This is a genomic window from Nonomuraea indica (assembly GCF_002850745.1).
In the GTDB taxonomy this organism is placed as follows: domain Bacteria; phylum Actinomycetota; class Actinomycetes; order Streptosporangiales; family Streptosporangiaceae; genus Nonomuraea; species Nonomuraea indica.
In genome coordinates this window covers 684,618-701,909 of record NZ_KZ559466.1, presented here as the reverse complement: position 1 = coordinate 701,909, position 17,292 = coordinate 684,618, and the positions used below count along the sequence as shown (strand labels likewise).

Below are 17,292 nucleotides of genomic sequence, written 5' to 3'. Positions count from 1 at the left end.
ACTTCACTAAACCATAGCCACATACCCCCATCAACGGCCCCCTGGACCGCGGGGAGGCCACTTGGTATAGCTGTTTGAAGTAGCGGAGAAGGGCGGTCAGCATGGCGGTCCCCGTCGGCACGGGGTTCGACCCCGCGGATCCAGCGATCCTGCGCGATCCCTACCCGTCGTACGCGTGGCTCCTGCGCAACGACCCCGTTCATCGGGGCGCGAACGGCGTCTGGTACGTCACCCGGTACGACGACGTCCGCACCGTCCTCGGCGAACCCCGGTTCGGCCGGGCCGGCATCCGCGACCTCTGGGCCACGCTGGTCGGCCCTGGCCCGCTCAGCGAGGTGCTCCGCCACACCATCTTCTTCCAGGACGATCCCGATCACGCCCGGCTCCGCGCCCTGATCGGCCCCGCGTTCACGCCCCGGCTGATCCGGACGATGCAGGCGCGGATCGACGAGAACGCGCGCGACCTGCTCCGGCCGCTGCGGGCCCGGGGCCGGATGGACGTCGTGGACGACTTCGCCTACCCCCTCGCTCTGGCCACCATCTCCACGCTGCTCGGAATGCCGGCGAAGGACCGTGACGCGCTGCGGGCCTGGTCCGTGGCGATCGCCCCCACCCTCGACCTGCTGGCCGGCCCGGACGAGATCGCCCGGGGCCAGGTCGCCATGGGTGAGTTCGCGGCCTACCTCACCGAGCTGATCGGCGACCGGCGCGCGCACCCCGGAGAGGACCTCATCAGCGCCATGATCGCGGCCACCACGGGCCGGGACCCGATCACCACCGACGCCCTGATCGGCACGGCGGTGGCACTCGTCTTCGCCGGTCACGACACCGTGACCAACCAGATCGGCAACAGCGTGCTGGCCCTGCTGCGCCATCCCCGCCAGCTCGCGCTGCTGCGCGCCGAGCCCGGCCGGTTGCCGGCCGCCGCCGAGGAATGCCTGCGGTACGACTCGTCGGTCCAGTCCAACAGCCGGCGGATCGCGGCGGACCTGGAGCTCTCCGGCACGAAGCTGCGCCAGGGCGACCTCGTCGTCGCCCTGGCCGGGGCGGCGAACCGCGACCCGGCACAGTTCACCGAACCGGACCGCTTCGACATCGGCCGGGCGGAGGGCCCACCCCTGTCCTTCGGGGCGGGCATGCGCTTCTGCCTGGGCGCGCTGCTCGCCCGCATGGAGCTGAAGGCGGCGCTGCGCGAGCTCACCGGCCTGACCGGCCTGCGCCTGGCGGTCGCCGACGGCGAGCTCGTCTACCGGCGCAGCACGATGTTCCGCGGCGTCGTCAGCCTGCCGATCTCCTACGCGGCCGGCACCCCCTAGCCGGCGCTCCCTGGCGGGCGCCTCTCCACCGGCGCCCCCGGTCAGCCCCAGCCGGCCCCGAGTCAGCGGAGGAGGAAGCCGTGCCGTCGTCGGACGCGGTCGCCTGGTTCGAGATCCACGTCAACGACATCGCGCGGATGCGCGCGTTCTACTCGCGGGTGTTCGGCTGGACCTATGCCGAGCTCCCCGCGTTCCCGCTGGGCGAGTACTCGATGATCCTCGCCGGCGACCATGCCCCGCCCCTGGGCGGGCTCGCCGAGTCGGCGCACCGCCCGCCGCCCACCGGCGAGTCGACCGTCGTCTACCTGCTCGTGGACGACATCGACGGCACCCTCGACGCCGTCACCGAAGCGGGCGGCGCCGTGCACCGGCCGAAGATGGACATCGGCGGGGACCACGGCCACTGCGCCATCTTCCAGGACCCGGAGGGCAACCACGTGGGCCTCTGGGCCGACCACTGACGTGGGCCGTCGCCCGCGCGAAGGAGACTCCATGACGCTCATCCGGCAACACCCCGCCGAACGGACCGGGGTCAGCCGTCCCTGGACGGCCGTCCTGGTCAGCACGCTGGCAGGCTTCCTGCTCACGGTCGTGTGGTCGGCCGAGTTCGTCGACTCCGTCATCGGCGAGAACGTCGCCGGCGCCCTGCTCGGCCGCGAGGCCGAGGGCACCGCCATCGGCGGCGTGCTGCCCGGCATCGCCTACGCCTTCGCCACCGGGCTGGGCGGCACCTTCACCGCCTGCAACATCGCCGCGCTCGGCGCGCTCTGCCCGGTCGTCGGGCAGCCGCGCCCGCTCGCCACCCGGGTGGGGGCCGTCTTCAGGCCGCTCGGCTGGCTGACGGCCGGCATGCTCACCGTCTCCGGTCTGTACGGGGCCGTCGTCGGGTTCGTCGGGACCGCCATGCCGCAGTTCTCGACCGCCCCCTCGGCCCCCGGCCAGCTGTCGGCCAGGAGCGTCCAGTCCATGGTGGCGTTCGGGCTGATCGGGCTGGCCTTCGTCTGGCTCGGGCTCGCCTCGCTCGGCGTGGTGCGCGACCCGCTGGCCCGCCTCACCCGGCGCTTCCCCAACGCGCCGCTGGTCGTCATGGGCGCGCTGATCGGCGGTTTCCTCATCGGCCGGCCGTACGGGCTGTTCCGGCAGCTCTTCCGGGACGCCGCCGCGAGCCACAACCCGATCTACGGGGCGCTGGCCTTCATGCTGCAGTCGGTCGGCAACATCGTGATCCTCGCCGTGCTGTTCGTGCTGCTGGCCGTGGTCATGGGCGCCCGGGTGCAGCGCTGGCTCACCGCCCGCCCCGGCCGCCTGGCCCTGATCACCGGAACGGCCTTCGTCGCCGTCGGGGTCTTCACCGTCCTGTACTGGGACGTGCGGCTGCTGGCCCGGCGCGAGATCATCCCCTGGTACCCGATGATCCCCTGGTGACCCCGGGGCGCGGCGGCGCACGGCCTCCGGACGTACGGCGTCAGCCGTCCGCGAGGCCGTCGCCGGGCAGCAGGCCCAGCAGGCGCGAACAGCGGGTCAGGGCCTGCTGATCCCCTTCCAGGCTCAACCGCTTGGTCACCACCGCCTCGAACGGCGAGACCCGGCCGGATCCGATGTCCACGAACGTCTTGGCGTCGGTCGAGACCCGCAGGGCCGCGTGTTCGGCGCCCTGCTGGGCGACCGTGATCTGCCGGTCCTTCACCGCGATGTGGAACAGCTGGTCGTCGACGAGGAACTCGTAGGACTCGTCGACCTCGGGGATCTGGTCCTTCCTGAGCAGCGCTTCGACGGCCAGCACTCCCCACTGGGGCCGCACCTCGTCCTCGGCGTCGAAGGGGTGCGAGGCGTTCAGGCCCCAGCGCGCCAGGCCGAGGATGGGCTCGCGCAGCGCCTCGCCGAAACCGGTCAGCTCGTAGCGGTGGCCCTTGCCGTTCGAGCGGGGATGCTGCCGGATCACGCCCTGCCGGGTGAGCCACCGGAGCCGTTCGGCGAGCAGGTTGGTCCCGATGCCAGGAAGATTGTGAAGCAGCTCGTTGTAGCGCTGGGGGCCGACGAGCAGCTCCCGGACGATCAGCAGCGTCCACCGCTCACCGATCACGTCGAGGCACGCGGCGAGGCCGCAGTACTGGCCGTAGCGCCTGCGTTCGCCGGCGCGGGCCACCGACTCTCTTGCCATACTAACAAAGTGTATAGCGATGAGCTGGCCCGATGCGGTGACTCGCGCACACCGGAGACCCGCCGGGACACGCGGGTTCAGCGCGCGCGCCCCGCGCGGGCCCGGGCGACGATGGACCGGAGCACGACCGGACCCGCCAGCGACTGAAAATTGATCTTGGGGTCGAGCTGTTTGACCTGCCCTTCGATGGCCAGCAGTGCCATGAGCGGGAAGACGAACTCGGCGCGCGAGTAGGCCCGGTGCCGCCGCTGGATGGCGAAGAAACGGGCGGCGAACCCGGTCAGGGAGAAGTCGCCCGCGGTCAGCCCCGTGGTGGAGCCGATCAGGCCCTCCATGTCGCGGCGGAACGCCTTCTCGTCCTCCGGCGACACGGGTTCGGCGGCGGCGGCCAGCGCGTGCGTGGCGCACACCTCGGCGTTGCCGCTGGACATCCCGAGGAAGAACTCGGCGAAGTGCGTGCGCATCTCCTCGTCGAGCTCGTAGGCGAAGCCGGCGTCGACGATCGCCAGCCGCCCGTCGGGCAGCTCCCACCAGTTGCCCGGGTGGAGGTCGCAGTGGACGACGCCGGTGATGAAGAGCATCTCGTACACGGTCAGGACCAGCCGCTTGGCCGTGCGCCGGGGGTTGGCGAACCGCCGTCCGCCGGGCTGCCCGGGGATCCAGGTCATCGTCAGCGCGTCGGGCCCGCTGTCACCGGCCAGGACCCGCGGGAAGACGACGGGCAGGGCCGACTCGAGGTCTTCGAGCAGACGCAGGGTCTCGGCCTCGGCCACCAGATCGGTCTGCCGGCGGACCGACTCGCACATCTCCCGTACGACCCGCCGCAGCGTCGGGCCCGACCGCCGGAGCGGCACGCCGGCCAGCCGGGTCATCGCCATGATGAGACCGAGATCGACCCGCAGCAGTTCGGCGGCGGTGGGATGGATCGTCTTCACGGCCGCGTCGACGCCGCCGACGCGGCGCCGCTCCACCGCGGCGACGGATCCGACCTCCACGCCGGCCCGGACGCCGCCCGCCCGGCCGCGCGCCAGGCCCGCCTCCAGTTCCTCGCAGAACGCGGCGGCGAAGAGGTCTCTGCGGCTGGACAGCATCTGCCCGACCTTGATGAACGCCGGACCCAGCCGCCACAGGGCCGCGCTCACCACGCCACCCGCCTCCCGGACGATCCGGTCGCGCCGGTCGCGCCGGCCCCGCCCCGCGTGCCGGACCAGGGACCGGGCCAGCGACACGGCCACCCCGCACAGGACGGCGGCGATCTGCCCCGACCGCACCGCCGCCCGCACCGCCTGCCGCACCGCGGATCGCGGCTCCGGCCGGGCGGGACGGCGCGCCGGACGCCGGCCGGCGGACCTCACGCCCGGCTCCTCGCCCGCCCGGTCGCGGCCAGATGCCGCTCCAGGGCGTCCAGATAGTCCGCCCAGCCGCGCGCGTAGCCGTCGATCAGCGGCGGCGGCGGATGCAGGTGCCGCAGCTCCAGGCCGGATCCCGCCTCCCCGTCCGCGCCGGCCCGCACCTCGACCGTGCTGTCGCGATATCCCTCGTCATGCAGGAGGAACCGATATTCGCCGGCGCTGCCGAGCCGACGGCAGCCGAGCACCGTCGCGTATTTGACATACGACTCCCCGGATTTCTCCGTGAATCGCAGCGAATAACGGCCGTCCGGTCCGACGCGGCACGGCGTGAACCAGGCGGAGATGGAATCGGGCACCGTCACGGCCACCCACAGATCCGCGAAAGAACAGTCGAACCGGCGACGGATGGAAACGGTGGCGGAATCGGCTGCCGAATCTCTGTCCGCGGACATGGGGTCACCGTAACACGGCATTATCGGGGACGGAACCGGCCGGCTCCCGGGTATTCAGGACGGAGCGCAGCAATTTAGAAGAAGCCGCGTGACCGGGGCCCGGCTAAAATCTGTTCATTTACTGCCGGGACAAGGGGCGTCCAATGAGCGGGAAAAACATGCCGGCCGCCGGGACGGCCGATACCGCCGATACCGCCGAGGGCGTGGACCTCCCGCGGCCGATGGCCGTCGTGGCCACCGCCATGGTCGCCGCCATGCTCGAATTCGGGTCACGGACGGGACTGAACGCCGCGTTGGCGGAAGGCCCGTCACAGGCGGCCGAGCTCGCCCGTGCCACCGGAGGCGACGCCCGGATGGCGGAGGAGTGGCTGCGCAGCATGGTCGCCGCCGGACTGGTCAGCCGGGACGGGCCGCACCATGCCTGGGTCCCCGAGGTCCGGCCGTACATCGGCGGCATGATGGACATCCAGCCGGGCGTGGCGCTGTTCGGCGCGCTGACCCGGTGCGTCCCCGCCGTCGCCGAGGCCTACCACGCGGGAGGCGCCCTCGAGGACGCGCGCTACCCCCAGGAGCTCCCCGAGGCCATGCAGCGGATGAGCGCCCAATGGACCAGGGTCATCCTGCCGGACGTCTGGCTGCCCGCCGTCCCCGGGCTGGTCGACGCCCTGCGGGCCGGCGGACGGGTCGCCGAGATCGGCTGCGCGTCCGGGGAGACGCTGGAGACGCTGGCGACGGCGTTCCCCGAGATCACGGCGGACGGGTTCGACCTCGACGAGCGGCTGACCGGCGCGGGCAACTCCCGGCTGGCCGCCCGGGGGCTGGCCGGCCGGGTCTCGCTCCGCCCGCTCGACGCCACGACGGCGCTGGACGGCACGTACGACCTGATCGTCGCCCTCAGCGTGCTCCACGACGCCGCCGACCCCCCGCGCCTGCTGCGCGCGGCGGCGGACGCGCTGCGCCCCGGCGGCACGCTGCTGGTCGTCGAGTCGCCACCGCTGACCGGCCCGGCGGCGGCGATGCTGCTCGCGACCAGCGTCCTGTACTGCGTCCCGTCCACCGCCGCCCGGGGCGGCCGGGCGCTGGGCACCCTGGGGCTCACACCTGACGCCCTGACGTCCGTGGCCGCCGAAGCCGGCCTGGCGCCGATCACCACCCTTCCGGCCGTCCATCCGCTGGTGTCGGCGTACGCGTTCGGCAAGGCGGACGAGGCGGCGCGCGGCGGCGTGGCGCCGGACGATCGCCGCCTCGGCGAACAGGTCGCCCTGGACCACCTGCCGGGCGTCGGCAGACGGCGCCTGGCAGGCCGGGCGGTCCGGCTGGCCGCGCGGGCGGCCGGCGCGTCCCTGCACATCGGCTCGATGTGGGTGCTCGACCGGCTCCGCTCGGGCACGGTGCGGGCGCAGGAGCGCGCCACCCGGCGCCTGGTCCGGCACCTGGAACGCATGGGGCCGACCTATGTGAAGTTCGGCCAGATGCTGGCGAGCCGTGCCGACCTGTTCCCCGCCCATGTCACCCGGCGACTGGCAGCCCTGCACGACGACGTCACCCCGATGGGCGCCGAGGAGTTCGCCCGCCAGCTCGCCCGCGCCGTGCGGCAGGAGCCCCGGCTGGGCCGGCTCAAGGTGCTGGACCGGTGCATCGGCAGCGGCAGCATCGCCTGCGTCTACGAGGCGCTGGACCCGGACGGCGGCCTGCTGGCCGTGAAACTGCAGCGCGAGGGCGTGGCCGAATCGATGTCGATCGATCTCGCGCTGCTGACCGCGCTCACCCGGGTGGCCGAGCGGCTGCCCGCCGCGGGCGGCGCGCCCCTGGCCGACCTCGTCGGCTACATGTCGCGGGCCCTCTACGGTCAGATCGACTTCTTCCGCGAGGCGGCGCACCTGCGCCGGCTGGCCGCCGGCCTCGCCCGGTACGACGAGATCACCGTGCCGGCGGTGCACGGGGAGTACACCTGCGCCGCCGCCCTGGTGACCGACCTGGTTCCGGGACTGGCCAACGACCCGCCGGCCGGGGTGGACCCGGCGACCCGCGACCGGGTCGCGTCACGGGTGCTGGACGCCGTCGGCTCCATGATCTTCAAGGACGGCTTCGTCCACTGCGACCTGCACCCGGGCAACATCTACATCCGGGCCGACGGCACGGTCGTGATCCTGGACGCCGGGTACTGCGTGGAGATGCCCGAGACGGTCCAGCACGCTCTCCGGGACTTCTTCGTCAACCTGGCGCTGCGCAACGGGCTCCGGTGCGGAGAGATCATGTACGACTCGGCGTTCCCCGGCGGTCCGCCCGCGCGGCACGGCGCGGCCGACCGGCGCGCGTTCGCCGGCGCCATCGCCGAGCTCGTCCGGACGGCGACGGAGCCGGGCGGACGGTTCGACCTGACCGGCTTCGGCCCCCGCGTCTTCGACGCCCAGAACGCGTTCGGGGTGCATCCGCCGGCCGACTTCGCGTTCCCGCTGATGTCCCTGATGATCGTGGAGGGGACCCTCCGGCGGTGGTGGCCCGACCTGGAGATCCCCGGGGCCGCGGGGGTACGGTGAGCCACGGCACCCGGTCGGACGTGCGCCCGCCGGGTCAGACGTGCGCCGCCCGCTGGAGCGTGTGCTGCCAGGTGGCCAGGAATCTGTCCCGCAGCACCTCCCGCGTCTCCGCGTCCAGGTCGAGGGACGACCAGCCCGTGTGCCGCACCCGAAGCTCCAGTGACGCCGAGGTCGCCGTCACGGCGACCTCGGCCTCGGTGGGCGGGCATCCGCGGACGGCCTCGATGCCGAGGGCGACCAGGTCGTCGAAGTGCGTGCGCCAGCGGATGATGGGGAACGGCCGCGGCCCCGCGGAGTCGACGACGTAGAACCACCGCGGCGGCCACGTGGGACCGGACAGCGGCAACCACTCGGTCAGCACCGAACGGTGCAGCGGCCGCCATCCCGGCCTGTCGAGCGTGCAGCGCACGCTGATGTCGGGGATCGGGGCCGGGTCGTCGGCCGCCGCGTCTCCCGTCCCGTCCACGGGGCCGGCGGGCGCGGCCGTCAGCGCCGCCGCCAGGCGGTCGAACCGATGCTGCCACAGCCGCCTGACCTGGTAGACGGTCGCCGGATCGGCCGACTCCAGCGTCTCGGTGACGCGCAGCCGCACGGGCCCGGAGCCGAGCACGTCGAGCCGGACGGAACTGACGGGCCCCACCCCCAGGTACGCGGAGGCGAACTCCAGGGTCCGGCCCGGGAGGACCGACTCGATCCAGACCCGGTACACCGACGACGAGCCCGTGGCGACGGTCAGCTCCTGGGCGACGTGGGTGATGTCCGACTCCAGCCGCCCCCACCAGGCCCGGGCGCGCCCGGCGTCCACCAGCATCCGCCACACGGTCGCGGCGTCGGACCGCAACGCGACCGAGTGCTCGACGGTGAAGCCCTTCACCCCGTCCTCCGCGGTGTCCGCGTGTTCCAGTCCCGGCAGCCGGAGCCCCAGGTGTAGACGGTGTGCCCGGCCACCTGCGCGCGGACGACGCGGTCCCGCGGGCCGACCGGCCGATGCCGGGCGGCCCGGCCTGGCCGGCAGAGCTCCACCAGCCGGCGCACGGAGGCGTCGTCCATGGCCAGGGAGCTCCCGCCGACCCCGCCGATCGCCGCCAGCGGGCGGTCCGGCGTGGGCTGCGGCCCGCCGAGCGCGATCTCCTCGGGGGCGGGCCGCCGTTCGTCGAGGAGCTGTTCGGTGACCTGGACGCCCCAGTCCGGCGGGACGACCGCGAACCCTGCCCGGCCGGCCATGGCGGCCGCCGCCGCGCCCATCCCGACCGCCGACCAGAGGGACCACTCGGCGGTGACGACGCGCATCCCGGGATGCTCCTGGCGCAGGCGGGCCGCTTCGCGCCGCAGCAGCTCGTTGGCCAGCGCGTACCCGCCGAACAGCCGGTGCGGCCGGCGGGACTCGGTCGAGCCGAACGCCACCACCGACCGCAGCCCGGCGGGGGCCAGCGCCCGCACCAGGGTCCGCAGCGCTCCCGCCTTGCCACCGGCCAGCCGTTCGAGATCGTCGTCGGACAGCTCGCCCACCGGCGTCAGGTCCAGCTCGCCCGCGGCGTGCACGAGCCGCGTGATCGGGAACGGGGCGGCGGGGACGGCCGCGGTGACATCCACCTGGTCGACGACCACGTGGGTCCGCGTGACGACGGCGGCCAGGCGCCGCAGGGCCGCCGCCGGCAGGCCGGCGGCGGGGCGCCTGTCGAGCAGCCAGAGCCGGTGTCCCGCGGCGGCCAGCCGTGAGGCGAGCGCGAGGCCGATGCCGCCGAGCCCGCCGCTGATCGCCACTCCAGCCGGCTCGCCGACGGGGCCGGAGGCGGGGTCGGAGGCGGGGTCGGGGGTGGGGTCGGGGGTGGGCAGGCGGTACTGCGTCCACCGCGGCGAGCGTGGCCGGAAGGACGCGTGCCGGCCCTGCACGATCTCGCGGCAGCGTAACCGGGGCCATTCGCCCGAGGCCGCCTGGAGCAGGCTGCCGCCTCCCGCGCCCCGGTGGACCAGCGTGAGCGGGACGTCGCGGGCCAGCGCCCGCCTGATCCCGCCGAGGAGGACGGCGGCGTCACCGGCGCGCCAGCGGCTGCCCAGCTCGACGACGACACCCTCGTCACCCGAATGCACACGTGAATCAGAATGGTACGTCGCAAAGGGGGCGCAACGTTGCGGCGGACAGGGTCCGGGAACGAACGTCAAATCGGTGCTCGGTGCGATCAGATTGCCCATCGCGGCCCTTCCACGGACTCCCTTGATCGGCGAATCGCCCTTTTCTGAGTCACGCCGACGGTATCCGATGACTTACGCGTGTGCCAGTGCCGACGCCGCCGCTCACGGGGTGGGCAAGGTGGGAGAAGTTTTGCCATCCGGCCCCTCCTAACGTGAATCGTGCACCCACAACTTCGCCCTTCGGAGGCAACAGATGGCAATCGATCTATGCAATAAGTCCCCGGAATCCGTGGGCAATCCCGGTCCTCAGTCATCGCTTCCGGTCGAGGCTCCGCCGCTTGAGTCGCTGCGCGACGAGCAGCGGGACGCGCTCAACTTCGCGTACCGCACGACGCTCAGCATGGACCCGCGCTTCGTGGCCGGCGACCCGGCCGCCTGGTGCAGCGACTTCGGCTACGCGCTGAACCGCGCCGCCGTCCGCGTCGACAACCGCACCGACGAGGAACTGCAGCACGACGCGCTGCACCACCCCGACCCGGTCATGCGCGAGCAGGCCGTCTTCGAGTACGCCGACCGAGACCTGCCCGACGCGTTCGAACTGCTCACCGAGGTCATCAGGCACGAGAAGCACCGCGAGGTCCGCTGGGACACCTTGTGGGCGATGGAGAAGCTCGGCGGGCCGCACGCGATCGCGGCGCTGCGCCGCTTCGCGACGGACTCCGACCCCGAGATCGCCGAGTGGTCGCGGCTGTTCGCCAGCGAGCTCACCACCGGGGACCCGGCCTTCGACGGCCGCAGCGGCGTCTTCACCGAGGGCCGGACCTTCGACGAGACCATCTACCTGCTCATCCACTGCGACCTGTACGTCCGGCTGGACGACACCAACCGGCACTGGGGCAAGATCTCGCTCGGCCCCCTCGGCCTGGCCCGGATCTACGGGCAGGCGCACGCGTGCCCGAACGTGGCCACCCGCGAGAAGCAGCTGCTGATGGCCAAGAGCATCAGCGGCCTGCACACCGACGGCTCGCCGCACATGGACAACTACCTGTTCCGCGGCTTCACCGAGCGCTCCAGGCGCGACCGCGGCAACTTCTTCTTCGAGTCGCAGGTCCCGCGGACGTTCTTCAAGTCCGGGCGGGCGGACGACCCGTCGATGGGCACCCACGAGACGCGCATCGGGTTCGCCCGCTACGGCACCTGGCACCTGGACCCGAACCTGAAGGTCCGCGGCGAGGACGCCATCAGGTACGTACGCGGCCGGTTCCAGGGCTGGGGCTACACGAACGTCGCCGGCGTGGCCGGCAAGTCCCTCGAGGAGATCCTGCAGCCCGGCAACGGGATCCTGTCGACCATGCACGACCCCGAGGTCAGGGACCTGACCAACGTGTTCATCCTCGGCACCTTCAAGGGGAAGCTGAACGACTGGGACGGCGACGGCCGGATCGACCTCAACTCGCGCGACGTCTACAGCACGGTCGACGGCGAGATCGACAGCAACCAGGACGGCATCGCCGACGAGCCCGGGCGCACCTGCTGCGACTACCGCGCCGTGGGCATCTGAGCCGCCGCCCCCCGCGATCACACACTCCCCGGAAAGGAACAGCCATGCTCAGCAATTCCGAGAAGACCACGGTTTTCGGCCGGCCGGTGCCGGTCGACGGAGTGCCCAACCTGTACGAGGGCACGCCGGTCGTCAAATGGACGCCGCCGGAGGCCGGAATCGACAATCTCGGGCTCCACTCCTGGGACACGTTCGCCATTCCCGGCGTCGGCGAATTCGACGTCGAATTCGACGGTTACGTTCGGGTGGTGCGGTCCGAGCCCACCGAGAACGAATGGGCCGACGCCGAGGTCTACACCAACCTCATCGAGATGAAGATGACCGGGGAGTCGGAAGAGCTCGGGACCATCACCGTCACCCTCAACCCGACCTGCCTGTCCGCCGGTCAGATCCGCACCCCCTTCGACCCGTACGCCGGCGAGGGCCCCGCGGCCAAGGCGTGCCGGATGGCGGTCGGCTGCCTGTTCGACATGCCCAAGCTGGGCAAGACGCTCTTCAACAGGGAGCCGGTCATCCTCACGATCGACGACGTCCGTTCGATCCCGCCGGCGGGCGCCCCCGGCAAGGGCCAGATCTACCGGATGCTCCCGCTGCACGACCTCAAGAACCCCGACGGCGACCCGGTCGGCTACCTGACCAGCCTGCGGTTCAACATGGGCGGCTACCTGGCCCCGGAGAAGATCGCCTGACCGGGGCGCGACCGGTCCGCCGCCCCTACCGATCGAGCCGAGGATGCCATGACCAGCGTCACATCACTGCCCGACGACTTCACCGTCCCCCTGATGGAGCCGTCGCCCTTCCCGCCCTTCCGGTCGACGGCCCAGCCGGTCGCGCACGAGCGCTGGGAACGGGTGATCACGACGGTGACCGTCCCGGCCGATCTGGACAGCGTGTGGACGGCGCTGACCGATCCCGGCCGGGTCGGGCACTGGCTGGCGCGGACCGGCGCGACCTGGGCCCGGGAGAACGAGCGCAGCATGCTCGACTTCCGCGACGGGGAGTTCTTCTGGTGTCACACCGACGTCGTCGAACCGCCCGGCACGGACGGCCACGGGGCGAGGCTGAGCTACCGGTGGCGGTGGGTGGGCGTGGGCCCGGCCACCCGCGTGACGTGGCAGCTCACCGCCGTGGGCGCCGCCACCACCGTCACCACCACGGAGATCAGCGCGAACGGGCCCTCGGACTGGCGGAGCTGGAACGGCACCGGCTGGCCTGGCATCCTCGACCAGCTGTCCGACCACGTCCAGACCGGACGTGACATGCGCTGGACCTGGCGGCGCATGGGGCCCTACGTGCAGGCCGAGCTGCCCGCGCCGGCCTACGAGGCGTGGGCGGCGCTGACCGCCGTCCCCGCCCTGCAGTACTGGACGGGCCGCACGGCGGGGTCGCTGAACGTCGGCGATCCGATGGCGTTCGTGATCGGCGACGCGAGCGGAAGCTGCGTCCTGACGGTCACCGAGCACGTCGAGGCGGGGCAGCGCTTCCCGTCGTACCTGCCGAGCCTGGACTTCAGGCTCGACCGCGGAGGGTGGCCGGACCACCTGTCCGGCCACCTGTGGATCGAGCCGACCCACCTCGGCGGCAGCCTGCTGCAGGTCTTCCACCACGGGTGGGAGATGTTCGGCTCGACGGACACCGCCCCGCACGACCGCATCCTGCTCACCCAGTTCTGGGCCGGCGCCTTCGACCGTCTCGGCAGCCTCGTCCGGCGCATGTCCGCGCCGCCGGACATGCCGGGCGGCCTCCCCGGCTGACGGCCGGGCCGCGCACCCATCCCCACCAAGACACAACGGAAGGATCGGCGATATGGCACACGCCGAGGACGAGGTTCACCCGCTCTATCAGAAGCACCTTCGCAACGATCCCTTCCCGATCTACGCCCAGATGCGGGAGGAGGGACCGGTCCAGCTCGTCAAGGAGCCGCGTGGCATCGAGCACTGGGTGATCACGCGTTACGAGGAGGCGCGGGCCGCGCTCGCGGACCGCCGGCTCTCCCGCGACCCCCGCAACATGTGGGAGGTCATGCGGCAGACGGAGCTCTACGACGAGGGCGAGGAGGACTCCGAGCCGCACATGCTCAACGCCGACCCGCCCGAGCACACCCGGCTCCGGCAGCTGGCGAACAAGGCGTTCACCGCCGAGCGGGTGGAGCGGCTGCGTCCGCGCATCCAGCAGATCACCGACGAACTGATCGCCGGGATCGAGACCGGCAAGCAGGTCGACTTCATGAGCACGTTCGCCGCGCCCATGCCGATCAAGGTCATCTGCGAGCTGCTGGGCGTCCCGTACCAGGACGCGGTGAGCTTCACCACCTGGGTGCTCGCGGCCCTGACCCCGACCTACGTCAAGGGCGAGCGGATCCGCCCGTACGAGGCCAACCGGATGCTGCGCGAGTACTTCGTCGAGCTGGTCGCGCGCAAGCGCGCCGAGCTCAAGCCCGGCTCCGGGCACGAGGAGCAGCAGCCCGACCTGCTCAGCGCGCTGATCGTGGCGTCCGACTCGGGCAGCAGGTTCACCGAGAAGGAGGTCGTCTCCACGGCCAACCTGCTGCTCATCGCCGGCTACAAGACCACCGTCAACCTGATCGGCAACGGGATGCTGGCCCTGCTCCAGAACCCCGGCGAGATCACCCGCCTGCGCCGCGACCCGTCGCTGATGGCGTCGGCCGTGGAGGAGCTGGCCCGCTACGACGGCCCCGTGGAGCGGGCGATGCTGCGGGTCGCCACCGAGCCCGTCACGATCGGCGACGTCACGATCCCGGCCGGCGCGCTGGTGACGATCGCCAACGCCTCGGCGAACCGTGACGAGCGCAGGTTCGACGGCGGCGAGCGGCTCGACGTCGGCCGCGGCGACCGCAACCACCTGGCGTTCGGCTACGGCATCCACTACTGCATCGGGGCGCCCCTGTCCCGCCTGGAGACCGAGATCGCGTTCACCTCGCTGCTCAACGAGTTCTCCGAGATGACCCTGGCCGTCCCCGTCGAGAAGCTGGAGTACCGCGAGACGGGCGTCCTGCGCGGCCTCGGCGAGCTGCCGGTCTGGTTCACCCGGCGCGACGCCGCCTAGCGCCTCCCGAGATCCCGCCGGCACGCCGGTCCCTGCGCACTGACGCGGACCGGCGTGCCGGTCTCCATGTCCGAGCCCGCCTTCCCGACCCGGGTTCGCGGCCCGGAGCGGGCGCAATCTCGAAGAAGCCGCCCGGCTGAGGCGATGCCTACGCTGGCGGAACCGGACAGGCAACCGACGACAGGCGGCGCATATGGGCAACCCCATCGTTTCCGACCGTGGAGCCGACATCGACCGGACGCTGGCGGCCGGGGAGCGGTTCATGGCGGACCTGAGCCGCGCCATGGTGACCCTGGCGTGCGCCCTCGGGGACCGGCTGGGTCTGTTCGCGGCGCTGGCCGACGGCACCGCCCGCAGCGCCGACGACATCGCCGGGCGGGCCGGAGTCGACTCCCGCTACGTGCGTGAGTGGGCGCGGACGCTGGCCGCGGGCGGCTACCTGGAGATGGATCCCTCGGGACACGAGTTCCGGCTGCCGCCGGCCCACGCCGCGCTCCTGGCCGACCCCGGCTCACCCTTCTACGTCGGCGGCATCGCCCGGCTCATCCCGCCGCTGGCCGCGATGGCCGACCGGGTGGCGGACTGCTTCCGCAGCGGCGCCGGACTGGGCCCGGCCGACTACCCGCCCGCGATGTACGAGGCCACCTGGCAGATGAGCGCCAAGTGGCTCCGGGCGATGCTGCTCGACCAGTGGGTGCCGCTCGTCCCCGGCCTGGCCGAGAAGCTGGCCTCCGGCGCCCGCGCGGCCCACCTGGCCTGCGGGTCGGGCACGGCGCTCGCCCTGCTCGCCCAGCGGTTCCCGGCGTCGCGGTTCGAGGGCGTCGACCGGCACGAGCTCAACGTCGGGCGGGCCCGCCGGGAGATCGCCGAGTACGGCGTCGCCGACCGTGTGACGGTCACCAGGGTGGCGGACTTCGCCGACGGGCTGTCCGGACCCTACGAGCTGGTCATGGCGTTCGACTCGCTGCACCTGGCCGCCGACCCCGCCGAGGTGCTGCGCAGGGTCGCGCGGACGCTGGCCCCGACCGGCGTCCTGCTGCTGCTGGAGACCCACTGCTCCACCGACCCGCACGAGAACGTGGGGGACGTCGCCGCCTTCCTCTACGGCACCAGCACCCTGTACTCGGTGCCGCTGTCCCGGACGGGACCGGTGGTGGCGGGCATGATGGGGCTCCCTCACCCGGTGCTCGCCGGCATGTGCGCCGACGCCGGGCTGACGGTTCCCCAGCGGATCGCCGCCCCCACGCCCTTCAACGTCCTCTACCAGATCAGGAAGGCATGATGAGCGCAGCCCCGGGTGCCCGTCCGGTCACCGACGCCCCGTCACCGGCCGCACCGATCCGTTGGACGCAGGCACCCGACGGCTCGCAGCGGGCGCGGGTGCCCGTACCGGTGGACCACCGCGATCCGGACGGGCCGACGATCGACATCGCCGTGGCCCGTCACCCGGCCGGCGAGCGCGGCGTCCGGCTGGGCGCGCTGGTCGTCGCGCCCGACGATCCGGGCAGCTCCGGCATTGCGCTGGCCGGCGCGCTGGTGAAGGCGCTGCCTCCGGCGGTCACCGCCCGCTTCGACGTGATCGGGTTCGACCACCGCTTCAGCGGCGAGAGCGCGCCGCTGCAGTGGGGGCTGGACCAGCGGGAGATCTTCTGGGTGTTCCACCAGTCGGAGTCGTTCGCCGCCGAGGTCCGCTTCCAGGCCGAGATCGCCGCCAAGGCGGCCGAGCGCTCCCTGGCCGTCCTGCCGCACATCACCACCCGCAACATCGCCCGGGACATCGACGTGATCCGGCGTGGCCTCGGCGAGGAGCGCATCTGCCTGCTCGGGCACAACTACGGCTCCTACGTCGCCGCGGTGTACTGCCAGCTGTTCGGCGACCGCGCCGACCGGGTGATCCTCGACAGCGTGCTCAGCCCCGACTGGGTGTGGCGCGGCCTGTTCGGCAACTTCGCGCGCAACTGCGAGGCCGCCCTGCGGCGCTGGTGCGCGGTGACCGCCCGGCCGGCCGGGCCGCTCGGCGACACCCCGGAGCAGGTGCGCGACGCCTTCGAGGAGGTGCTGAGCAAGGCGGGCGCCGGGGGGATCATGCTTCCCGGGGTGCCGGTGCCGCTGGACGACCAGTTCCTCCGGGTGCTGGCGATGATGATGCTGAGCTCGCGACGCTCGCACCCGGCGCTGGCGGACGTCGTGCGGTCGGCCAGGACCGGGGCACCCCTGCAGGCGGCCACCCAGCAGCTCATCGGCTCGATGTTCGCGGTCCCGCGCGACGCCTCCACCGCCGCCGCCCAGATGGCGATCCTGTGCGGGGACGCGGCCTGGCCGCGGGCGCTGGAGGAGTACGAGTCGGCGAGCGAGGAGGCGTCGGGCTTCATGGGCCGGGCGTTGCTCGGCGTCAAGGCGGGCGCGTTCTGGCCGGTCCAGCCGCTCGAACCGCCTACGGTGTTCGGCCCCACCGGGGCGGGCGGAGTGCTGCTGGTCCAGGCGGAGCAGGACATGTTCACCGCCGCCGTCGGCGCGACGCAGATGCGGCGCCTGCTGGGCGAGCGGGCCCGGCTGGTCATGGTACGCGGCATGACCGAGCACCGGATCTTCCCCTTCGCCGGCCACGCCGGGGTGACCGCGGTGGCCGAGGAGTTCCTGACGACGGGCCGGCTGCCGGACGCCGACCTCACCCTGGACGGCGAGGGGACGCGAGAGCCTTGAGGGGGCCG

At 72.7% G+C, this 17,292-nt stretch carries 15 protein-coding genes; 10 read left to right on the top strand and 5 right to left on the bottom strand.

Annotated elements, in window-relative coordinates:
• The first annotated feature begins 101 nt into the window (after positions 1-101).
• The 3 genes from CXR44_RS03295 to CXR44_RS03285 all read left to right on the top strand — a co-directional run bounded on the left by CXR44_RS03295 (position 102) and on the right by CXR44_RS03285 (position 2,741).
• Positions 102-1,316, top strand: coding sequence for a cytochrome P450 (locus tag CXR44_RS03295; protein ID WP_101783306.1), 1,215 nt, complete (start codon positions 102-104; stop codon positions 1,314-1,316).
• An 80-nt stretch (positions 1,317-1,396) separates the two neighbouring features.
• A complete protein-coding gene (locus CXR44_RS03290) occupies positions 1,397-1,777 on the top strand; it encodes a VOC family protein (RefSeq protein ID WP_101783305.1) in 381 nt (126 codons plus the stop codon).
• Positions 1,778-1,808: 31 nt separating this feature from the next.
• A complete protein-coding gene (locus CXR44_RS03285) occupies positions 1,809-2,741 on the top strand; it encodes a hypothetical protein (RefSeq protein ID WP_101783304.1) in 933 nt (310 codons plus the stop codon).
• Positions 2,742-2,781: 40 nt separating this feature from the next.
• On the opposite strand, the gene CXR44_RS03280 is transcribed toward CXR44_RS03285, so the two are convergent.
• The 3 genes from CXR44_RS03280 to CXR44_RS03270 all read right to left on the bottom strand — a co-directional run bounded on the left by CXR44_RS03280 (position 2,782) and on the right by CXR44_RS03270 (position 5,281).
• Positions 2,782-3,477: a winged helix-turn-helix transcriptional regulator gene (locus CXR44_RS03280; protein WP_101783303.1), complete on the bottom strand. Its 696-nt coding sequence runs from the start codon at positions 3,475-3,477 to the stop codon at positions 2,782-2,784.
• Positions 3,478-3,554: 77 nt separating this feature from the next.
• Positions 3,555-4,832 carry an AarF/UbiB family protein gene (locus CXR44_RS38760; RefSeq protein WP_144069843.1) on the bottom strand — a complete coding sequence of 426 codons (1,278 nt, stop codon included), beginning with the start codon at positions 4,830-4,832 and terminating at the stop codon, positions 3,555-3,557.
• Positions 4,829-5,281: an SRPBCC family protein gene (locus CXR44_RS03270; protein ID WP_144069842.1), complete on the bottom strand. Its 453-nt coding sequence runs from the start codon at positions 5,279-5,281 to the stop codon at positions 4,829-4,831. Before CXR44_RS03270 ends, CXR44_RS38760 begins: the two co-directional genes overlap by 4 nt.
• A 143-nt stretch (positions 5,282-5,424) precedes the next feature.
• On the opposite strand from CXR44_RS03270, the gene CXR44_RS03265 reads away from it, so the two are divergent.
• On the top strand, positions 5,425-7,821 hold the full coding sequence (locus tag CXR44_RS03265) for an AarF/UbiB family protein (RefSeq protein ID WP_144069841.1): 2,397 nt from the start codon (positions 5,425-5,427) through the stop codon (positions 7,819-7,821).
• A 34-nt stretch (positions 7,822-7,855) separates the two neighbouring features.
• On the opposite strand, the gene CXR44_RS03260 is transcribed toward CXR44_RS03265, so the two are convergent.
• Together CXR44_RS03260 and CXR44_RS03255 are read right to left on the bottom strand one after the other, a co-directional pair.
• Positions 7,856-8,695, bottom strand: coding sequence for a hypothetical protein (locus CXR44_RS03260; protein ID WP_101783300.1), 840 nt, complete (start codon positions 8,693-8,695; stop codon positions 7,856-7,858).
• On the bottom strand, positions 8,692-9,912 hold the full coding sequence (locus CXR44_RS03255) for a KR domain-containing protein (protein WP_180903163.1): 1,221 nt from the start codon (positions 9,910-9,912) through the stop codon (positions 8,692-8,694). The genes CXR44_RS03260 and CXR44_RS03255 overlap by 4 nt, the downstream gene beginning before the upstream one ends.
• Before the next feature lie 295 nt (positions 9,913-10,207).
• Between CXR44_RS03255 and CXR44_RS03250 the strand changes: the two genes are divergently transcribed.
• The 6 genes from CXR44_RS03250 to CXR44_RS03225 all read left to right on the top strand — a co-directional run bounded on the left by CXR44_RS03250 (position 10,208) and on the right by CXR44_RS03225 (position 17,284).
• Complete coding sequence (locus CXR44_RS03250; protein ID WP_101783298.1) at positions 10,208-11,515, top strand: HEAT repeat domain-containing protein; 1,308 nt, start codon at positions 10,208-10,210, stop codon at positions 11,513-11,515.
• A 44-nt stretch (positions 11,516-11,559) separates the two neighbouring features.
• Positions 11,560-12,204, top strand: coding sequence for a DUF6073 family protein (locus tag CXR44_RS03245; RefSeq protein ID WP_101783297.1), 645 nt, complete (start codon positions 11,560-11,562; stop codon positions 12,202-12,204).
• A gap of 48 nt (positions 12,205-12,252) precedes the next feature.
• A complete protein-coding gene (locus tag CXR44_RS03240; RefSeq protein ID WP_101783296.1) occupies positions 12,253-13,269 on the top strand; it encodes an SRPBCC family protein in 1,017 nt (338 codons plus the stop codon).
• Positions 13,270-13,321: 52 nt separating this feature from the next.
• Complete coding sequence (locus CXR44_RS03235; RefSeq protein WP_101783295.1) at positions 13,322-14,581, top strand: cytochrome P450 family protein; 1,260 nt, start codon at positions 13,322-13,324, stop codon at positions 14,579-14,581.
• Between the two features lie 193 nt (positions 14,582-14,774).
• Positions 14,775-15,863 (top strand): class I SAM-dependent methyltransferase, encoded by a 1,089-nt coding sequence (locus CXR44_RS03230; RefSeq protein WP_101783294.1) that lies wholly within the window; start codon positions 14,775-14,777, stop codon positions 15,861-15,863.
• Complete coding sequence (locus tag CXR44_RS03225) at positions 15,860-17,284, top strand: alpha/beta fold hydrolase (protein WP_101783293.1); 1,425 nt, start codon at positions 15,860-15,862, stop codon at positions 17,282-17,284. Before CXR44_RS03230 ends, CXR44_RS03225 begins: the two co-directional genes overlap by 4 nt.
• The last annotated feature ends 8 nt before the right edge of the window (positions 17,285-17,292 follow it).

Coding starts and splice junctions, on each gene's coding strand:
- CXR44_RS03295 (WP_101783306.1), top strand. CDS start 102: ATGGCGGTCCCCGTCGGCACGGGGTTCGACCCCGCGGATCCAGCGATC.
- CXR44_RS03235 (WP_101783295.1), top strand. CDS start 13,322: ATGGCACACGCCGAGGACGAGGTTCACCCGCTCTATCAGAAGCACCTT.
- CXR44_RS03250 (WP_101783298.1), top strand. CDS start 10,208: ATGGCAATCGATCTATGCAATAAGTCCCCGGAATCCGTGGGCAATCCC.
- CXR44_RS03230 (WP_101783294.1), top strand. CDS start 14,775: ATGGGCAACCCCATCGTTTCCGACCGTGGAGCCGACATCGACCGGACG.
- CXR44_RS03225 (WP_101783293.1), top strand. CDS start 15,860: ATGATGAGCGCAGCCCCGGGTGCCCGTCCGGTCACCGACGCCCCGTCA.
- CXR44_RS03280 (WP_101783303.1), bottom strand. CDS start 3,477: ATGGCAAGAGAGTCGGTGGCCCGCGCCGGCGAACGCAGGCGCTACGGC.
- CXR44_RS03285 (WP_101783304.1), top strand. CDS start 1,809: ATGACGCTCATCCGGCAACACCCCGCCGAACGGACCGGGGTCAGCCGT.
- CXR44_RS03270 (WP_144069842.1), bottom strand. CDS start 5,281: ATGTCCGCGGACAGAGATTCGGCAGCCGATTCCGCCACCGTTTCCATC.
- CXR44_RS03265 (WP_144069841.1), top strand. CDS start 5,425: ATGAGCGGGAAAAACATGCCGGCCGCCGGGACGGCCGATACCGCCGAT.
- CXR44_RS03245 (WP_101783297.1), top strand. CDS start 11,560: ATGCTCAGCAATTCCGAGAAGACCACGGTTTTCGGCCGGCCGGTGCCG.
- CXR44_RS03240 (WP_101783296.1), top strand. CDS start 12,253: ATGACCAGCGTCACATCACTGCCCGACGACTTCACCGTCCCCCTGATG.